The sequence below is a fragment of the Flavobacterium sp. MMS24-S5 genome (assembly GCF_050320125.1).
Classification (GTDB): Bacteria; Bacteroidota; Bacteroidia; order Flavobacteriales; family Flavobacteriaceae; genus Flavobacterium; species Flavobacterium tyrosinilyticum.
Genome location: NZ_CP190016.1, coordinates 4,032,448 through 4,052,542, shown reverse-complemented (window position 1 = coordinate 4,052,542; position 20,095 = coordinate 4,032,448). Strand labels below are relative to the sequence as shown.

General features: G+C 36.6%; 9 protein-coding genes, 2 rRNA genes and 3 pseudogenes. All 14 read right to left on the bottom strand.

Annotated elements, in window-relative coordinates:
• Position 1: 1 nt before the first annotated feature.
• The 14 genes and pseudogenes from ACPWTF_RS18650 to ACPWTF_RS18585 all read right to left on the bottom strand — a co-directional run bounded on the left by ACPWTF_RS18650 (position 2) and on the right by ACPWTF_RS18585 (position 20,016).
• Positions 2–1,009, bottom strand: a complete 1,008-nt coding sequence (locus ACPWTF_RS18650; protein ID WP_427872464.1) for a GntR family transcriptional regulator — start codon at positions 1,007–1,009, stop codon at positions 2–4.
• 541 nt (positions 1,010–1,550) lie between these two features.
• Positions 1,551–2,584, bottom strand: a pseudogene (locus tag ACPWTF_RS18645) (glycoside hydrolase family 43 protein).
• A gap of 22 nt (positions 2,585–2,606) precedes the next feature.
• Positions 2,607–4,040 (bottom strand): MFS transporter, encoded by a 1,434-nt coding sequence (locus ACPWTF_RS18640; protein WP_427872463.1) that lies wholly within the window; start codon positions 4,038–4,040, stop codon positions 2,607–2,609.
• Positions 4,041–4,309: 269 nt separating this feature from the next.
• On the bottom strand, positions 4,310–5,419 hold the full coding sequence (locus tag ACPWTF_RS18635) for an endo-1,4-beta-xylanase (RefSeq protein ID WP_427872462.1): 1,110 nt from the start codon (positions 5,417–5,419) through the stop codon (positions 4,310–4,312).
• 155 nt (positions 5,420–5,574) lie between these two features.
• Positions 5,575–8,178, bottom strand: a complete 2,604-nt coding sequence (locus ACPWTF_RS18630) for a glycosyl hydrolase 115 family protein (RefSeq protein ID WP_427872461.1) — start codon at positions 8,176–8,178, stop codon at positions 5,575–5,577.
• Positions 8,179–8,306: 128 nt separating this feature from the next.
• On the bottom strand, positions 8,307–9,392 hold the full coding sequence (gene uxuA, locus ACPWTF_RS18625) for a mannonate dehydratase (RefSeq protein ID WP_427875771.1): 1,086 nt from the start codon (positions 9,390–9,392) through the stop codon (positions 8,307–8,309).
• Between the two features lie 192 nt (positions 9,393–9,584).
• Positions 9,585–10,322: an SDR family NAD(P)-dependent oxidoreductase gene (locus ACPWTF_RS18620; protein ID WP_427872460.1), complete on the bottom strand. Its 738-nt coding sequence runs from the start codon at positions 10,320–10,322 to the stop codon at positions 9,585–9,587.
• Positions 10,323–10,488: 166 nt separating this feature from the next.
• Positions 10,489–12,640, bottom strand: a pseudogene (locus tag ACPWTF_RS18615) (alpha-glucuronidase family glycosyl hydrolase).
• 300 nt (positions 12,641–12,940) lie between these two features.
• A pseudogene (locus ACPWTF_RS18610) lies at positions 12,941–13,484 on the bottom strand (YbhB/YbcL family Raf kinase inhibitor-like protein).
• An 86-nt stretch (positions 13,485–13,570) separates the two neighbouring features.
• Positions 13,571–14,407: a helix-turn-helix domain-containing protein gene (locus tag ACPWTF_RS18605; protein WP_427872459.1), complete on the bottom strand. Its 837-nt coding sequence runs from the start codon at positions 14,405–14,407 to the stop codon at positions 13,571–13,573.
• Positions 14,408–14,468: 61 nt separating this feature from the next.
• Complete coding sequence (locus ACPWTF_RS18600) at positions 14,469–15,500, bottom strand: LacI family DNA-binding transcriptional regulator (RefSeq protein WP_427872458.1); 1,032 nt, start codon at positions 15,498–15,500, stop codon at positions 14,469–14,471.
• 273 nt (positions 15,501–15,773) lie between these two features.
• Entirely contained in the window at positions 15,774–16,220 is a 447-nt protein-coding gene (locus tag ACPWTF_RS18595; protein ID WP_427872457.1) for a PepSY-like domain-containing protein, read from the bottom strand.
• Positions 16,221–16,841: 621 nt separating this feature from the next.
• Positions 16,842–16,951: ribosomal RNA gene (gene rrf / locus ACPWTF_RS18590) — 5S ribosomal RNA — on the bottom strand.
• Positions 16,952–17,132: 181 nt separating this feature from the next.
• Positions 17,133–20,016: ribosomal RNA gene (locus tag ACPWTF_RS18585) — 23S ribosomal RNA — on the bottom strand.
• Positions 20,017–20,095 lie beyond the last annotated feature (79 nt).

Sequence of the window (20,095 nt, the reverse complement as noted above, 5' to 3'; positions counted from 1 at the left end):
CTTACAATGATTCTCTTATTATTAATTTTGTCGGCACATAACACTGAGTATCTTCGTCATGCGTAATAAATGCCGCTGCTTTGGTTCCCATTTCTTTAAAATCAGTTGAAACAACCGAAATTCCTTTGTATATAAATTTTTTCATAGGGGTTTCGTTGTACGATAAAAACCCAACATCTTTCCCTGGTTCAAAATCCTTCTCTTTGCATTGCTCTAAAAAGTGCCCTAAAATCCTATCGCTTACACTGATATAAGCAATCCCTTTTTCGATGCTGAATTTCTTTGGATCTGTAAGCACTTCATATTCAAAACCAAAATCCGCACAGAATTTTTTAAAAAACTCCACTGTTTCCCACGGGTGATTGGTAAAATCTGGATACACAAACTGTATCTTTTTATACTTTTTAAACAAATCACCTGCCTCTCTCAATGATTCATAAAACGCCTTTCCAAAATCCTGAAAAACATAATTACTCGTTTTATCAGCTCTGATGTTCCAGTCAATCAAAAGCAGCTTATCTTTTGAAATCGCTGATAATGCCGGAGCAATAGCCGCGTGATCAAAATTCATCACTACATATTTGTAATACTTGCCTATTCCGTTGTTAATGATCGTTTTAAAAACATCAATATTATAATGATGAAACTGCACATCAATAATCACATTATCTGGGAGATTATTTACAACCGAATGATATAAAACCTCTTTATAAGCCTTAAACGTATCTAAAACCAAAAGCACTTTCCTCGTTTCTCCTGCTACATAATAGCCTTTGTTCGGCACAGAATCAATTACTTTTTGGTCTTTCAGAATAGAATACGCCTTAAAAACCGTATCCCTCGAAAGCTGATAGGTCTTGCAGATTACATTCACAGACGGAAGCAAATCTCCCTTTTGCAAAATGTTCTCCGCAATTGCATTCGTAATTCCGTCCACCAATTGCTGATACTTCGGAATATCACTTTCGTGATTCATTATAAACTCAAATTTTTCTTCTTCTTTTAGCATACCGTTCTGTTCCGTTCTGTTATGCTAAAGTAGCTAAAAAACTTTTATAAAAAATTATTTTTCACATGAAATATGTTATTTTTTTTAAGCTCTTTTTTATTCTAATAATTTGGGCGTGTGCTTGTCCCGATAACTATCGGGAGGCTATCCGTTGCAAGTCCTCGCCTGTTCGTCCCTCACGGCTGTGGGCTTTCCACTGCTATCCCTCACGCAAAACCGTTTCAGAAGAACTTTTTCCGTAATCTTTATCATCCTTCTTTGCATAGCTCTGGAAGAGCTTAATTTTTATAGAAAATTCCAAATCTAACAGATTAGAAGCTCCAGAGGAGCGATACATTTACCACAAATAATATATCGCCCCGCTGGAGCTTTTACAATCGGATGTTCTAAAAATTCTATAAATATTTCGTCCCTCCATGACTTTTCTTTGCAACTTTTAATATGCATCTTCATTTCCTCTGTAATCTAAGCAATAAAAAGAAACATAATCGACTCACACAACCGATTGTAATTTTTATGAAATTTTTTTATACAAAAAATCTTAATCAATTAATCTTCTTATCCCATAAGGATCAATCGTAATAATCGAACCGTCTTCTAAATAATCGATTTTGGTTACTTTCATGCTACGCAAATGCGTCACCCCTTTTGACAAACTCGAATCGTGATAAAACAAATACCACTCGTCTTCTACCTCGCAAATCGAATGATGTGATGTCCAACCCACAACAGGATTCAAAATTCTTCCCTGATACGTAAACGGCCCATAAGGATTATCGCCAATGGCATAACAGATAAAATGAGTATCGCCTGTAGAATACGAGAAATAATATTTTCCGTTGTATTTATGAACCCAAGAAGCTTCAAAAAAACGACGGTCATGATCGCCTGCCAGAATCTCATTTCCATTTTCATCCAAAATTTTAATTTCTTTTGGTTCTTCAGCAAATTCGAGCATATCATCTCTCAACAAAGCTACAATTGGCCCTAAAGCTTTTTCTTTTGCCAGAGGTTCTTCATTATCTTGATCGTATTGATTGTTTCGATATTTTTGAAGCTGTCCGCCCCAAATTCCTCCAAAATAGATATAATGTCTACCATCTTCATCTTCAAAAACGGCTGGATCAATACTGTAACTTCCTTTTATGGCATCTTTTTCGGGAACAAAAGGCCCAACTGGCGAATCTGATATGGCAACCCCAATCTGGAAAATTCCGTTGGCACGTTTAGCAGGGAAATACAAATAATACTTTCCGTTTTTATGCGCTGCATCTGGCGCCCACATTTGCTTTTCGGCCAAGCCACATCATCTACATGCAATGCAACACCATTATCGACTACTTCTGATGAAATGTCTTCCATAGAAAAAACATGATAATCTTCCATCCCGAAATGATCGCCGTTATCGTTAAACGGAATTCCAGCATCAATATCATGAGATGGGTAAATGTAAATTTTTCCGTTGAATACATGTGCCGAAGGATTGGCTGTGTACATATGGGATACTAAAGGCTTTGAAATCGCCAGGTCATTAATTTCTTCAAAATTAATGTGTTCAATGCTATCTTCAGGCATACTTCTATTTTGTTTTAAATAATTAAGCTCTTCTTTCTTTTAATTCTGTTTCAATCTGCACTTCCATTTCTTTATTGATTTTATAGAAAAACAACAATCCAGCTCCAATTAAAAAAGGGATTGCAGGGAAAATACTCACTAGTAATTTGATTCCATTTATGGCTGTTTGAGATTGTTCTGGCGCATTGGGAACGTAGTGAAAATAACCTAAAAATAAAGTGGTTAAAGCACCTCCCACGCTCAGTCCTGTTTTTAGTCCAACCATCATTGCAGAGAATATAATCGCAGTTGCACGGCGGTTATTTAACCATTCTGAATAATCGGCCACATCGGCAATCATTGCCCAAAGAATTGGGATCGTTATTCCATAGAAAAATCCGTGTAAAATCTGGGAGAAAAACATCAGACTAATTGATGTTGGAGGATAAAAATAGAATGCTATAATGAACAAAGTCGAAATGAATAAAAATACGCCGAAAACATTTCGTTTTCCATATTTGTCTGCGAGATTTTTGGACAAGGTAATACCAACAATCATAAAGATAATTCCGCCTGCATTGAATAAACCAAAACCTGCTGAAACGGGATCATTCCCAAAATGATTCAATCCGATATTTGATAAAGCATCTAAAATAGGCTGAATAAAAATGGCTAATTGTTCTTTATCAACATAATTCTCAAAATAATACACATACGAACCGCCTTTCATTGCCAAAGTCACAAAAACCAAAGTCGTCAGCGAAAGCATAATAACCCAAGGCCTGTTTTTGATTAAATCGCTTAAATCTTCTTTTACGCTTGACTTTTGTTCGGGTTTCGGAATAATTCTTTCCTTGGTCGTTAAAAACGTAATTAAAAGCATAATCGTTCCAATAATCGCTAATGCAGTCATGACTTTTTCAATTCCAATTGCTTTATCACCGTTTCCAGCACTTTTGATAATGCCAAGCATGAAAACCTGAACAAAAAACTGAGCAAACATCACCGCCACAAAACGGTACGACGACATACTATTTCTTTCTTTCATATCGCCCGTAATAACACCGCTCAAAGCAGAATAAGGCAGATTGTTTCCAGCATAAAAAAGCAATAATAAAGTATAAGTTACAACGGCATAAATTACTTTTCCTTTATAAGAGAAATCGGGAGTTGAAAAGGCTAATAGCGCCACTACTCCAAGTGGAATTGCCGTTATTAAAATCCAAGGTCTAAATTTTCCCCATTTGGTACTGGTTCTGTCTGCCAAAACCCCAATAATCGGATTAAAAATAAAAGCAGCAATTAATCCAACAATCAGCATAATGATCGAAGAATCTGTTGGTGATAATCCGTAAATGTCGGTATAGAAATACGCCAAATAGGTCATCAAAGTTTGAAAAACGAGGTTAGCAGCAAGATCTCCTAAGCTGTATCCAATTTTTTCTTTGATGGATAGTTTTTGTGAAATGTTAGTCATTCGTGGGTTTGTGGTCATTTTTGATTAGTTAGTTTTATTCCTGCAAAGTTTGTCAAACCTTGTGGGTTTCAATTGTTTTTTTACAACTCTTAAATCAGCCTAACAAGGTTTTGGAAACCTTGCAGGAAAACGAATTACAATTTAAACAATCGGTTGTGTAAAATTAGTTAAAAAAACATATTATGCAAATTTAGTTTACTTTATTTAAGATATTTTTCAAACCACAACCGATTGTTGGTTATTTTCTCAAAACTTACGCTTTTTAGTATTTATTCTTTAGTTTCTTTCAGCTTTAAAATACTATCGTAAGCTGATTTATGTTGCAAATTTTTATCAAACGGTAACGGATAATTGGTTCTTCCTTTAATCGGCCAATCGTTTAGCCACGATTGCCCGTCATGAACACCCCAAAATGTAACTCTGCTGATTTTATCTTTATGTTTTAAAAATAGTTTAAAAATCGATGCGTAACGCTCTGCTACTTGTGTTTGAACTGAATCGGGTAATTTTTCTGGATATGGATTCATTTTAGGATTTCCTTCGAATTTCTGATTTACATCGGCGCCTTTCAAATCCCACGGATTTGGTAAAACGGTAATATCCAATTCTGTAAAAGCCACTTTGATTCCTAAAGCCGAATATTCCAAAATACTTTTCTCAATTTCTTCAATGGATGGACTTTGCAATCTCCAGTGTCCTTGAATACCTACTCCATCCACTTTTCCGCCTTCAGCTTTTATTTTTTTGATTAATGCAATTGCTCCAGCTCTTTTTGCGGGTTCTTCGATATTATAATCGTTATAATATAACTCCGCTTTTGGGTCTGCTTTTTCTGCGAGTTTGAAAGCATCAACTAAGTATTTTTCGCCAAGCATATTCAAAAAAACGGATTTTCGTAAAGTTCCATCTTCGTTTAATGCTTCATTTACCACATCCCATGAATTGATTCTTCCCTTATATTTGGAAACTATTGTCGTGATATGATCTTTCATAAAGGCCTTCATTTCGGTACTGTCGGCAATTTTTTCCATCCAAGGTGCCAATTGGCTATGCCAAATCAAGGTATGTCCATGAATAAACATTTTATTCTTTTGTCCATACGCCACAAATTTATCTGACAAAGTAAAATCATATTTGTCTTTCTGTGGATGCGTGTACATGGATTTCATGATATTTTCTGCTGTACTCGCATTAAATTCTTTTTTAATCAAAGAATCTACTTTTTTGTCTTTTTGTTCAATTTGGTCAGCGCTTAAAGCTGTTCCAATATAGAAATCATCTTTGTAAGCATCTTTTAACGAAGCAGTTTCTTTTTGCGATGTACAGCTAACAGCCAGCAAAGTCGTGACGGCAACTAAACAAGGTTTAATAAATTTCATATCTTTTGGTTTAAATAGTTAATTGTTTTTTATTCGTTTAGTTATGTCATTCAGAGGAACGAGGAATCAAACTTGGGAATCGACAAAGATTGGCTACATTCTTCACAGAATATCTAGTGTGATTCCTCATTCCTCGGAATGACAAACTTTGCGTATCATTCTTTCCTAAAACTTTCTGGCGGCTCCAAATACGACTCCAAAACTTTTCCTGCTTCCGTTTCTATTACAATTTTCTGAAGCACCAAAGCTGGATCAATGGCATAAAATTTCAAAACATGATTTCCTGATTTTTCGATTTCATGCGTTGAGGTTATTATCTTAATATTATTGGCCACCGATTCTGCCCAAGCTTTCTCTGAAGAATCTGCGTTGAGGTTCATGATTTGAGGTTTTTCATTATCAAAGCCAATTCCGTATTTTAATCCGTCGCCTATTTTAAAATTGATTGTCGGTGAAAAATACGCTTTTACTTTTATTTTTCCTTTACTGAAAAAATGAACATTATATTCCAATCTTGGTGATTGTTCTGAAATTCCAATTGGATGAATATTTGAAGGCTTTATTGTTATTCCAGAATTTGTTTTACCAAGATTTGGAATTATAGTCCATTTTACTGAATCAGAATTGATTGCTTTAGAATAATTTTTACTTTCTATTGAAATGTAACCGTCATTTTCAACAAAACCTAAAACATTATCTAGATTTTTATTTATTGCTGTCTCAACTTTCGATGAATTATCCTTAGTAGAAATTCTCGCTTTAGCATTATGGGGAATTTCAATTGTTCTTGTTTTCGGAATCACATTTTTATCTGGCTGCTGCCAATTATCATAACCTATATGTGTTTGTGACATCATATGATTCCATTTGCCATTTGCCAATTGAGTGTGATAATAATTAGTAAGCTTGGCATCTTTTTCAAATAACTCCTTTACTTTTTCAGCACATTCATTTGCAATGGCTTTGCCTTGATCTGCATACAAATGATTTTTAGCTGTTGCAACATACATTTCATTTAAATTTGCACTTGCCAAAACAGGAAATAAAACGAGCTGATAAAAAGCATCCTTATATTCTGGTTTTAATTTTTCGTTTATCGAATTGGCTTTTTCAACCAATTTCTGATACTCCGCCACAATTCGGTCTGCTTCATTATAATTGATAACACTAAACGTTTTGGCATCTAATAATTCGGGTTTTCTTCTTGAATTATATTTGGTGTATAATTTCAAAATGGTCGCAATTTCTTCTGCAAATTGATTGTCAAAATTCTCTTTTGCCCAATTCACATAATAATCTTGTAAATTTCCTGCATTAAACTTTTCAGGATTCCACGCCATATCTAAGAAAAACTCAATCGGAAACTCCATTGGTTTAATGTCTCCAACATTTACAATCCAGATTTTATCGACGCCATATTGGTACGCCAAATCCATCTGTTCCCAAGTTCGCTCGATTTGATTGGTGTTAATCCATTTGTAATTTCGTGGCCCGCCCACATAATCATAATGATAATAAATGCCATAACCGCCCTTTCTTGGTTTTGCGTCGAGTTCAGGAAGTTTTCGAATATTTCCCCAATTATCATCGCACAATAAAAGGGTTACGTCGTCCGGAACGGTCATTCCTTTGTCATAATAATCCTGAACTTCTTTGTAAAGCGCCCACATTTGAGGTGTTGCTTCGGCAGGTTTTTTGGTTACTTCTGCAATAATATTTCTTTGAGTTTTTACAATATTTTCTAATAATTCAATCGCAGTTCCTTCCGTCATGGGTTCGTCACCGTCGCCACGCATTCCCACCGTAACAATAGTTTCTTTATTTCCCATTCGCCTGATTCCGTCTTTCCAAAATTTAATTAGGGCTTCTGAATTGGTATTAAAATCCCATTTCCCGTTAGATTTTCCCCATTCAGCATGCGCTCTTGTTAACGGCTCATGATGCGAAGTTCCCATTACAATTCCATATTCATCGGCCAAAACAGCATTCTGAGGATCTTCAACATAAAACATTCTTCCCCACATCGCCGGCCATAAATAGTTGCCTTTCATTCGCAGAATTAATTCAAAAACCTTATCGTAGAATTTCGAATTGAATCCGCCAAATTTCTCAAATGCCCAACCTGACAAAGCAGGAGCTTCATCGTTTATAAAAATTCCTCTGTATTTTACTTTTGGCTCTCCCTGAGAATGAGTTCCGGGTAAAACATGCAATTCCGATTGTTTTTTCACAGGAACATCTGCCCAATAATACCAAGGCGAAATGCCAATTTGATTCGATAAATCGTAGATTCCGTAAATCGTTCCCCGTTTATCTGAACCTGCAATTACCAACGCTTTTTTAATTCCTTTAAACGGATTTTCAACAATTTGGGTTGTAAATTTTTCCCATTTTCCCTGAAGTTCTATGGTAGTAATTTTTCCTTGTTTAGCTAATTGATTAATGATTTTACTTTTTCCTAATGTCCCAATAATGACAACAAAATCTTCTGCTTCAGCAATCTTTTTAATTCTTTTCGGATGTAAATCAGAAACTTGAAAAATATCATTTTCTAAATGTGCTGCTACTTTTAAAACTCCCACATAATCTTTATCATCAACTAAAATCGAAGCTGTTTTTCCTTTACTTATTAAAGGAAAGTTTCCAGCAGAAGCCTGATTGACCACATATTTCTCTGGATTTATGGCATACGAATTTGTACTTAATCCGATTAGGAAAAGTAGTAGAACTAGATATGAAGTTTTAATTTTAAAAAACATAAAGTCACAAACTTTTTTATTTAATCTCGCAAAGTCGCTGAGTCGCTAAGATTTTTTACTTCTTTTAGAGCTTAAAAAACTTTGCGTCTTTGCGAGAAACTATCAACGTAAAAACTTAGAAACTTTGACTATAAACCCAATTTATAAGCAATTCCCATTTCCAGACCTCTCAACTCAGCCAAACCTTTTAATCTTCCTGTTAAAGAATAACCAGGATAAGTTTCTGTCGCTTCATCAATTCTGTGAAGAAAACCGTGATCCGGACGCATTGGCAGACTTACTTTGACTTTATTCATTAACAACAATACTTTCTCAACGATGGCTTCCATTTTAACATCGCCATTTAAATGTTCCGATTCTCTAAAAATGGTTTCGCTTTCGCGGATGGTATTTCTCAGATGCAAAAAATGAATTCTATCTCCATGATCGTCTATAATTTTCTCTAGATTATTTTTTGGATCGGCACTTAATGATCCTGTGCAATAGCACAATCCGTTTGCTACTGACGGAACGGCACTGAAAATCGCTTTCAAGTCGGCTTCTGTTGAAACAATTCTTGGAAGTCCTAAAACCGAAAATGGCGGATCGTCGGGATGAATCGCTAATTTTTGTTCGTTTTTTTCCGCAATCGGCGTTACTTCTGATAAAAAATAAATCAGATTTTCTCTTAATTTTTGATTATCAACTTCAGCATAATTCTCTAAAAGAGACAAAATCTGCTCTGCCGTAAAATGGATTTTACTTCCTGGTAATCCTAATAAGACATTTTTAAACAGCAATGCTTTTTCACCTTCAGACAGTAGATTTCCAAATAACAATGCTTTTTCCTTTTCAATCTCTGAATAATCATTTTCTGAGTTTGGCCTTTTTAAAAGAAAAACATCAAAATAAGTAAATGCATCCTGATTGTACAGTAAAGCTCTGCTCCCGTCTTCGTTTATAAAATTATGATTGGTTCTTACCCAATCCAAAATCGGCATGAAATTGTAGGTAATGATTTTGATTCCGCATTCGGCCAGATTTTGCAAGCTGATTTTATAATTTTCAATGTATTGCAGATAATTTCCAGAAGCTCGTTTGATTTCTTCATGAACAGGAAGGCTCTCAACCACAGTCCATTCCAAACCAGCATTTCTAATCATCTGCTGTCTTTCGTGAATATCTTTAACAGACCAGATTTCTCCAACAGGAATTTGATGCAATGCGGTTACAATTCCAGTTGCGCCAGCTTGTTTAATGTCGATTAGTTTTACGTTGTCCTGAGGTTCCGAACCAACGCATAGTTTGCTGCATTTTTATCATACTTCTTTTTTTATGCCACGAAGGCGCTAAGTCGCAAAGTTTTATTTTAAAATACTTTGAAGAGAAAAACTTTGTATCTTAGAGACTTTGTGGCATCTTCACAATTAAAACCCAATACTATTCCCTCCATCAACTGGCAATACTGTACCGGTAGTATATTTTGATTCGCTTAAAGCGAAATAATAAACCGCATCTGCAATGTCTGATGGTTCTCCTAAATACCCCATTGGCGTTCTTCCTAACACTTTATTTTTTCTTTCTGGATCATTATCAAGTGCTGTTGACGACATTTTGGTCTTAATAAATCCCGGAGCAATACAATTTACACGAATTCCTGAAGGTGCCAATTCTGTTGCCATTGCACGAGTCATTGACTCAATTGCACCTTTGCTTGACGAATAGGCAATTACTTTTGGAATTCCATACTGCGATGCCATCGAACTGATATTGATAATGCTTCCGCCTCCGTTTACTTTCATATTTTTCACAACCTCTCTACTCACAGCAAAAACGCTTAAAAGATTGGTATGGATAATCGAAAGAAAATCTTCATCGGATACCTTTGGAATTTCTTTTTTCATATTGATTCCAGCGTTATTTACTAAAATATCAATTGCATTTTCTTTTGTAATACTTTCAATCATCGCAGGAATACCTTTCAAATCGTTTAAATCGAAAATTACTGGAATAGCATTTTTTCCAATTTCTCTACAGGCATCTTCTGTTTTATCTTTTGTTCTTCCAATAATGTAGGTTGTAATTCCGTTGTCACATAATTTCTTTGCTGTTGCAAATCCTAAACCCGAATTTCCTCCGGTTACTATTGCTGTTTTTTTGCTCATAATTTTTTTAAATATATTTTCGGTACGCTGATAAAACGGGTTCACTACCGTGAAATCGCTGATTTACACAGATTCTTCATTTTCATTTTTATTAAAAAAATCCGCCTTTTTCCGTGTCTTTGCGATAGCAAATCCGTTTTATCCGCGTTACAATTACTCAAATTTATTATCCATTCCCTGGTGCAAATGGGAATTTTAATGATTTAAAATACTCTAAAGTCTGTGTTGGCCTTTCAACTCCATCAGGAAGTTCTTTTCCCGAAAACTGCTGAAAGTACAGCAAACATGCATCACGCCACCATTTTGCTTCTTTATACTGAATTTCCAACAACATTTCAACTTCATTAAAACGTTCGCTGTCCATATATTTTTCAGTTTTCTTCCAGACATTCTGCATTGCAGCAACCTGATTTACACCTTCCTGATATTTTAATGCCAGACCATTCCAAAGCGTCAGACCGTTTTTCAGTTTATAATCCCACGAAACATGATGAAACCACAAAAGATCTTTTTCGGGACAGGTTTCTAGATTATCAAAAAGATTTCCAACTTCTGGCGCATATTGCGAGACGGCATTTGTTCCTGATTTTGATCGATCAAAACCCACTCCGTTTTTATCTGCCTTATGATAATATGTCGGATTCCATTCTGGTCTTGACAAATTCGAAACCCAAGCTCATCGCCCATAATGATGTCCAGTATCCATGATATGATGCAAACCCAGCGGAGTCATATAATTGACAACCGCTTCACGCGATTCGATCATCATATTTTTTATTAGTTTAATGAAATTTTCGTCATTAGAAAAAGTACTTCTTAGCCATTCATCAGCAATGGTTTCAGAATCTAGATAAGGATTCCAAGCCAATCTTCCGAAACCATACCAATTCGCCTGTGCAAAAGGATGTCCTGTCCAGTTTAAATCGTTCCCTATATTGGCAACGCCAGCAATTCCTGTTAATTTATTTGGATATAAAGTGCCGTCAACAACTTTAGCAACAGTTGAACCTTTTCCTTTTTGATAGGTATCGGACTCTAAAACTTCTTGAAATAATTTTGGCAGAAAAACCAAATGCGTGCTGAAGCCTAAATATTCCTGCGTGATTTGAAACTCCATCATTAAAGGAGTTTTCGGCATAGCTCCGAATAACGGATGAAAAGGTTCTCGTGGCTGAAAATCAATTGCTCCATTTTTGACCTGAACAATTACATTTTTTTTGAATTTTCCGTCATAAGGCTGAAATTCGGCGTAAGCCTGTTTAGCACGATCATTCGCATCATGTTCTGAATATACAAACGCCCGCCACATAATTATTCCCCCAAAAGGGGCAACGGCATCAGCCAGCATATTCGCACCATCAACATGGTCTCGTCCGTAATTTTGCGGCCCAGGCTGACCTTCCGAATTGGCTTTTACTAAAAATCCGCCAAAATCTGGAATTCGTTTATAGATTTCAGCCGACTTATTTTTCCACCAATTAATAACTTCATGATCTTTTGGATCGGCAGTTTTTAGGTTTCCAATTTCGATTGGCCGAAAATCTTGCAGTTAAATAAACTTTTATTCCGTAAGGTCTAAAAACATTGGCTAAAGCTTCAACTTTTTCTAAATACTGCGGAGTTAGAATTAAAGCGTTTGCGTTTACGTTGGTCAAAACCGTTCCGTTAATCCCTATTGAGGCATTCGCTCTAGCGTAATCAATGTATCGTTGATCTATAAAATCTGGCAATTTCTGCCAGTTCCAAAGTGAAAATCCGGCGTAACCTCTTTCTACAGTTCTGTCAAGATTATCCCAATGATTCAGTATTCTGATATTTATTTTAGGAGAATCGACAATATTTAAATTTTTAACCGATTTATTCGTCTGTAATATTCTCAAGAAATTAAAAACTCCGTATAAAACGGCAATGTCATTTTTTCCTGTAATAATGATTTGCTTTTTGTTTTTAATGGAAATCGTTTTGATAATAAAACCTTCATCATTTATTTTTTCAAAATCAGATTTCAACTCCTTTTTGATTTCGGCACTTATGCTTGATTGCGAACCAACGATTAGATTATTTTCTCCTTTTATATCTGATTTGATTTCGGGAATATTTCCCAACATATCTGAAAATCCTGTTTTAATTTCTTTCTCAGCAATTTTAATAGTTTCGGAATTTCCTAAAACAACAATGCGTCTAAGATTGCTTTTGTATTCTGAAGCCATTACAGAATTGCTAACGGCATTATACTGAAGCCACAATTTATAATCCTTTTGTGCCAAAGCCGAAAAGGAAATCAAGAGAAACAGGAAAAGAAATCGTAGTAAAGCCATGGTTTTAATTTATTCTTTATAATTTCATTTTAACAACATCAATATTTCACAAGCAATTAAAAGTATTTGATAAAAATTTAATCTAAAAAATACATTATCTTAAATAAAACAAGCAATGCAATCGGTTGCGTAAAAATATAAGATTGTTGTTTAAGAAAAAAATTTTAAGTTGCTTTTTTTCAAAAAAATATATTTCCATAACAAATAAAAGCAGGATAATTATAAAAACTATCCTGCCTATAGTGTGATAAAATTCAAGAATTAAAACTCTTCGTTACTACTTCTTATTCTTTTTTAGTATTATCTTTTGTAGTAAGCAATAATACTGGCTTTTGCCAAAGTCTGGCTCCAAAGGTTAAACCCTACTACTGCTGGATTTGTGTTTTCATCTGTTCCCAATTTATCGGATTTTAATGCATAAACGGTGATGATATATTGATGATATCCGTGACCAACCGGCGGACAAGGCCCATCCAAATCTTTTAATCCCATAATCGGTAACACTTTGGATCGCTCCTTTTGGAACAAGATTTTTAGTTCCTGCATTGGTTACCAATTCATTTACATTTGCTGGAATATCCACTACAACCCAATGCCAGAATCCACTTCCTGTAGGCGCATCAGGATCATACATGGTTATAGCAAAACTTTTGGTTCCTTCTGGAGCATTTTTCCATGATAACTGTGGAGACTGGTTTTCGCCTGAACATCCAAATCCGTTGAATTCCTGAATTTTAGTAGTTTCTCCTCCTAAATCCTTACTAGTTAATGTAAACGTTTTTTGTGCAAAAATAGATGTCGAGAAAATTGCTGACATCGCCAAAATTAAACTTAGCTTTTTCATTTTATCTGTTTTAAAATTTTAAGCAAAGTTAGATTTGGAACCGTTTAATAATTTTAGGCAAAGGCTCAAAAACTGTTGCTAAAAGCTCAAATCGTTTTATGATGTTTGGGTGTTACACCATATTTGATTTTATATGCCTGACTGAAGCTTGAAAGGTTTTCGTAGCCGGCTTCAAAAAAAACTTCAGAAGGGCTTTTTTCTTGACTTAGCAAATAATGGGCATGTTCTAATCTTTTATTTTGAAACCATTTTATAGGTGATTCTGAATAGTATTTTTCGAATTCTCTTTTAAAAGTAGAAACACTCATATTGCATAAAAATGCCAATTCTTTTAAAGTTAGTTTGCTTAAATGACTATTTTCGATAGTCCGAATGAATTTTTGTGCGGCATCATCGCTATTTGTGATTAAGGAATAAAGAAAATCTGTTCCGTATTTATCAGTCAAATAAAGCATAATTTCTTCAAACTTCACTTCTAATAATTTTGACTGAACTGCTTTTGAAAGATTAGAAATATCGGCTAAACTTTCTACAAAACGTTTCAGAAAATCATCATAATCAAACGCATAAACTGATTTTGGTTCAATTGCTTCAGATCTTTCAGATTCCATTTTTCTAATGAAATTATGAAGCATTTCATTAGAAAAAAACAAAAGAACACTTTTATAAAGAGACGTTTCAGAAATTCTTTTTTCTGTCATTAAACAATTTCCAGATCTCATTACAATAAATTTCGAAGGCGTTATAGACAATGCTTCATTATTAAAAATGACTTCTTTTGTGCCTTCAATCAAAAAACTGATGATATTTTTATTTAAAATAATCTGCTGTTTCGAAACGTCTTTAGAACTGCTATAACCAACAACATGAACTTGTTGTGATTTTTCTAAATTCATCTCGTCTGGAAGTGTAATTGTTTTCATAAAAATTATGGCTTATCAAACGAATCGATAAACCTTTATTATATATAAAATGCTCTTGATTTTATTTTTGCGTCGATTCTCTTGCCAATACTTCCGTATTTAAGAATGTAATTTCTTTGGCATCATCATCATTTTTAGATGATTTCAAATTCTTTATAATAATATCAGCTGCTGCTTTTCCCATCTTTTCGGCAGGATGCGTAATAGTGGATAAATTCGGATCTATAATCTGCGAAATCGGGTCGTTGTTAAAACCAATTACTTTAAATTCTTCTGGGACTTTAATTCCACGTTTTTTAGCAGTTTGAACAGCACTTACTGCCAAAATATCCCCAGGTGCAAATAAACCGTCTGGAATTGGGTTTAAATCGAATAAAGCATTACTGGCTTTTACTCCGTCTTCATAAGTAACAGAATTTAGATTAATAATCAATTCTTCTTCTACTTCAATATTATGATCTTTTAAGGCTTCTATGTACCCTCTTTTTCTTTCGTTGTACAAATTTCCTAATTCTGAGCCAGCCGTTAAATGCGCAATACGAATACATCCTTGCTCAATAAGATGTTTGGTAGCTTTGTAACCTGCTGTATAATTATCAATTACAACTCTAAAAGTATTATAATCTTTCGGAACCCTATCAACAAAAACCAATGGAATATTATTGTTAGAAAACTGATGAAAATGTGCTGTATCTCTAGTTTCCATTGCAAGCGAACAAATTACTCCACTCACACGATTGGAGTACAAAGATTTAGCCATATTAACTTCTTCTTCATACGAATCATGCGACTGCATAATGATTACAGTATAATCTGATTTTTGAGCTGTAATTTCTATACCGCTGATTAATGATGACAAAAAGGGCTGTGTAACGGTGGGAATTAAAACACCAATGGTTCTAGTTTTATTTCCACGCAAACCTGCTGCTAAAGTATTGGGAACAAATCCCATTTCTTCAGCGGTTTTTTTCACCTTTTTAATTGTCTTATCACTTATGGTGTGATGATCTTTTAAAGCTCGTGAAATAGTAGATGTTGCCAGATTAAGTCTCTCGGCAATATCGTAGATCGTTACATGTTTATTTTCTTCCATGAAATAAAAAATAAAGATGTAAATATAAACTATTTTCGTTCAAGATGTCCTATCGTAAAAATTGACATTAAATAAAAAAACGGTATGAAAAGCAATAGCAAACTTATTCATTTTAATAAATAAGCCACAGAGTGACAGGATACTTATAAAATACGCTACGATAAATTACGCATTTCCTAAGCTAATATCTTCAAATATAATGTCTACTATATATTTTCTTTCACACAAACATTTGACAAAAAACTTTCAAATAGTATCTCTCTTTTAAAACTATTACTTTTTTACATCATTATTTTTGTCTTTTAAAATTTTACCATCTTTGGTAAATTCTAGATCGATTTTGTTTGTCAAATCAACATCAAGGTCTTTGTGCCCATAGTCGATGTGCGTTATTTTTTCATTCGGATGATTCTTGGCTACATAAGCTTTAATATTATCTGGAATAAAATCAGTAGGAATTGGATTATCTCCACCGTCAACTTCACGGTACGAACCGTCTTTCCAAAATTCCACTTCTGTTCCATCTTTGAGCTTTACTTCATAACCTTTTTCTCCATGTTCAGGATCCTTCTGCACATTTTCTATTAAAGCATGACTAAAATGCTTCTTTAAAAATTCCTGAGCTGGTTTTGGCAATTCGGTTACTTCAATTTTCTTCTGTGCGCTGGCCGAGATTGTTACGATTAACAATGCTATGGCCATAAATAGCCTCATTTTCATAATTCATTTATTTAATTATAGCATTACTAATTTACTACTTCAAAAAATACATTCAAATGATTTTAAGAAACTTTTAATTTTTTCAACTATTACAACCATTTGATTTACAATCATTTTAAATCACATTTCTATCTAAAATATATCGCAACTTTGTCTAAAAAATTTATTTTAAAATAAAAAGAAAGTCTTTGCTAACAAAATCTTCGTCACTAAATAAGATCAAAAAAGATTAGCTCTTTATGATTTGTATAATAAAGAAAAATAGAAAAAGGTACACCAAAATGCAGATTTAATATCAAAAGCAGACAATAACTCTATTACAAGCATAAATCTTCTTCTTCCTTATTATTTTAACAAAAGAGCCATAATTCTCTTTTATTTACCGCATAAATCACACTTTTAAATACAACTCGTTTACATTGCCACTTTAATTTTATTTTTTTTTCATCTAAACATTTCAAAAAACCAAACCCTTTAAAAAGCAGAAAATCCCTGCCGAGGGATTGGGAGGAATTCTTAAAGAAAAAGCAGCGGCTCCCGATAAGCATGGGAGTCCCGCACAGTTTCCCTATTTCCCTAAAAACAAAAAACCCCATCCGGTTTGGATAGGGTTTTTCAAAAGAAAGGCGACGACATACTCTCCCACAAAACTGCAGTACCATCTGCGCAGGCGGGCTTAACTTCTCTGTTCGGGATGGGAAGAGGTGAGCCCCGCCGCAATAACCACCTTAAGAAGTTGCAATTGCTTTGGGCAATCTTTCCAATTAATAATTAGCTTCGCTCCGTTCGGCTATCGCCTCGGGTGGAAATCTGCAATTAATAATTAAAATAATATTTTAACATACTGAGATAAAGAAACAAACAAGCTTTTTTTAGAAAGTTTCCTCCCCCGATTGCTCGGGGGAAAAGTTTGTGCATAAGCTTACGGATTATTAGTACTACTCGACTATGACATTACTGCCTTTACATCTGTAGCCTATCAACGTGGTCATCTTCCACGATCCTTAAAAGAAATCTCATCTTGTGGTGGGTTTCGCGCTTATATGCTTTCAGCGCTTATCCCTTCCAAACGTAGCTACTCTGCGGTGCCCCTGGCGGGACAACAGATACACTAGAGGTTTGTCCAATTCGGTCCTCTCGTACTAGAATCAGATCCACTCAAATTTCTAACGCCCGCAGTAGATAGAGACCGAACTGTCTCACGACGTTCTGAACCCAGCTCGCGTGCCACTTTAATGGGCGAACAGCCCAACCCTTGGGACCTTCTCCAGCCCCAGGATGTGACGAGCCGACATCGAGGTGCCAAACCCCCCCGTCGATATGAGCTCTTGGGGGAGATCAGCCTGTTATCCCCGGCGTACCTTTTATCCTTTGAGCGATGGCCCTTCCATGCGGAACCACCGGATCACTATGCTCTACTTTCGTACCTGATCGACCTGTATGTCTCTCAGTCAAGCTCCCTTATGCCATTGCACTCTACGCACGGTTACCAAGCGTACTGAGGGAACCTTTAGAAGCCTCCGTTACTCTTTTGGAGGCGACCACCCCAGTCAAACTACCCACCAAGCACTGTCCCCCACATTGCGGGGTTAGGCCTCAGATAAACAAAGGGTTGTATTTCAACAATGACTCCACAACGCCTGGCGACGCCGCTTCATAGTCTCCAACCTATCCTACACATCATTTATCCAAGGTCAATACTAAGCTATAGTAAAGGTGCACAGGGTCTTTTCGTCCCACTGCGGGTAAACGGCATCTTCACCGTTACTACAATTTCACCGAGCTCATGGCTGAGACAGTGTCCAGATCGTTACACCATTCGTGCAGGTCGGAACTTACCCGACAAGGAATTTCGCTACCTTCAGCCGTTATAGTTACGGCCGCCGTTTACTGGGGCTTCAATTCAATGCTTCTCCGAAGATAACATCTCCTCTTAACCTTCCAGCACCGGGCAGGTGTCAGGCCCTATACTTCATCTTACGATTTTGCAGAGCCCTGTGTTTTTGATAAACAGTCGCCTGGACACTCTTCACTGCGGCCCGATTGCTCGGGGCGACCTTTCTCCCGAAGTTACAGGTCTATTTTGCCTAATTCCTTAGCCATGAATCTCTCGAGCACCTTAGGATTCTCTCCTCAACTACCTGTGTCGGTTTACGGTACTGGTTCTTACTGCCTGAAGTTTAGAGGTTTTTCTTGGAAGCCCTTAGGCGCACTATCTCTTTGTCCGAAGACTCCGAGTACTATCGCATTTCACCAAGATCTCCGGATTTGCCTAGAGACCCTATAGCTAGGTGCTTTAACGAACTATTCCGTCAGTTCGCGGCGCTTTCATCACTCCGTCACCCCATCACAGCAATAAGAAGTACGGGAATATTAACCCGTTGGCCATCGACTGTCCCTTTCGGGTTCGCCTTAGGTTCAGACTAACCCACAGCTGATTAGCATAGCTGTGGAAACCTTAGTTTTTCGGTGTGCGGGTTTCTCGCCCGCATTATCGTTACTTATGCCTACATTTTCTTTTCTGACCGGCTCAGCATCCCTTACGATACACCTTCAGCCCTGTCAGAATGCTCCCCTACCACTTGCAATTGCTTGCAAATCCATAGCTTCGGTAATATGCTTATGCCCGATTATTATCCATGCTCGTCCGCTCGACTAGTGAGCTGTTACGCACTCTTTAAATGAATGGCTGCTTCCAAGCCAACATCCTAGCTGTCTGGGCAGACAAACCTCGTTCTTTCAACTTAGCATATATTTGGGGACCTTAGCTGATGGTCTGGGTTCTTTCCCTCTCGGACTTGGACAGCTTAGCACCCAAGCCCTCACTGTTATCAATCATTATATAGCATTCGGAGTTTGTCAGGAATTGGTAGGCGGTGAAGCCCCCGCATCCAATCAGTAGCTCTACCTCTATATAACTAAAATAACGCTGCACCTAAATGCATTTCGGGGAGTACGAGCTATTTCCGAGTTTGATTGGCCTTTCACCCCTACCCACAGGTCATCCGAAGACTTTTCAACGTCAACCGGTTCGGCTCATCCACTGTGTGTTACCACAGCTTCAACCTGCCCATGGGTAGATCACACGGTTTCGCGTCTAACACTACTGACTAAAGCGCCCTATTCAGACTCGCTTTCGCTGCGGATCCATGGCTTAACCACTTATCCTTGCCAGCAGCGTTAACTCGTAGGCTCATTATGCAAAAGGCACGCCGTCACCCCACGAAAGGGCTCCGACCGCTTGTAAGCGCATGGTTTCAGGATCTATTTCACTCCGTTATTCACGGTTCTTTTCACCTTTCCCTCACGGTACTGGTTCACTATCGGTCTCTCAGGAGTATTTAGCCTTAGCGGATGGTCCCGCCAAATTCAGACAGGGTTTCACGTGCCCCGCCCTACTCAGGATACCGCTATCCATTATGCTCGTTACCCATACGGGGCTGTCACCCTCTGTGGCGCTCCTTTCCAGAAGCTTCCGGTTCCTTGCACATGAAATGTCGCGGTCGTACAACCCCACCTATGCCGTAACATAAATGGTTTGGGCTAATCCGCGTTCGCTCGCCACTACTTACGGAATCACTTTTGTTTTCTTCTCCTCCGCCTACTTAGATGTTTCAGTTCAGCGGGTTTGCCCACCTATCGGTGTGCTATGTCTTCAACATAGCGGGTTGCCCCATTCGGATATCTGCGGATCAATCTGTGTGTGCCAGTCCCCGCAGCTTTTCGCAGCTTATCACGTCCTTCATCGCCTCTGAGAGCCTAGGCATTCCCCATGCGCCCTTATTTTGCTTATTGCACCAATCTTGCCAATTAAAACAAGACCGTTTTTGTTTTGTCTTTTGCAATAAATTGCAAAAAACGCTTTCTACTTTCTT

Excerpts from the sequence above, each read along its gene's own strand:
- ACPWTF_RS18650 (WP_427872464.1), bottom strand. The coding sequence starts at position 1,009 with ATGCTAAAAGAAGAAGAAAAATTTGAGTTTATAATGAATCACGAAAGT.
- ACPWTF_RS18640 (WP_427872463.1), bottom strand. The coding sequence starts at position 4,040 with ATGACTAACATTTCACAAAAACTATCCATCAAAGAAAAAATTGGATAC.
- ACPWTF_RS18635 (WP_427872462.1), bottom strand. The coding sequence starts at position 5,419 with ATGAAATTTATTAAACCTTGTTTAGTTGCCGTCACGACTTTGCTGGCT.
- ACPWTF_RS18630 (WP_427872461.1), bottom strand. The coding sequence starts at position 8,178 with ATGTTTTTTAAAATTAAAACTTCATATCTAGTTCTACTACTTTTCCTA.
- ACPWTF_RS18620 (WP_427872460.1), bottom strand. The coding sequence starts at position 10,322 with ATGAGCAAAAAAACAGCAATAGTAACCGGAGGAAATTCGGGTTTAGGA.
- ACPWTF_RS18605 (WP_427872459.1), bottom strand. The coding sequence starts at position 14,407 with ATGAAAACAATTACACTTCCAGACGAGATGAATTTAGAAAAATCACAA.
- ACPWTF_RS18600 (WP_427872458.1), bottom strand. The coding sequence starts at position 15,500 with ATGGAAGAAAATAAACATGTAACGATCTACGATATTGCCGAGAGACTT.
- ACPWTF_RS18595 (WP_427872457.1), bottom strand. The coding sequence starts at position 16,220 with ATGAAAATGAGGCTATTTATGGCCATAGCATTGTTAATCGTAACAATC.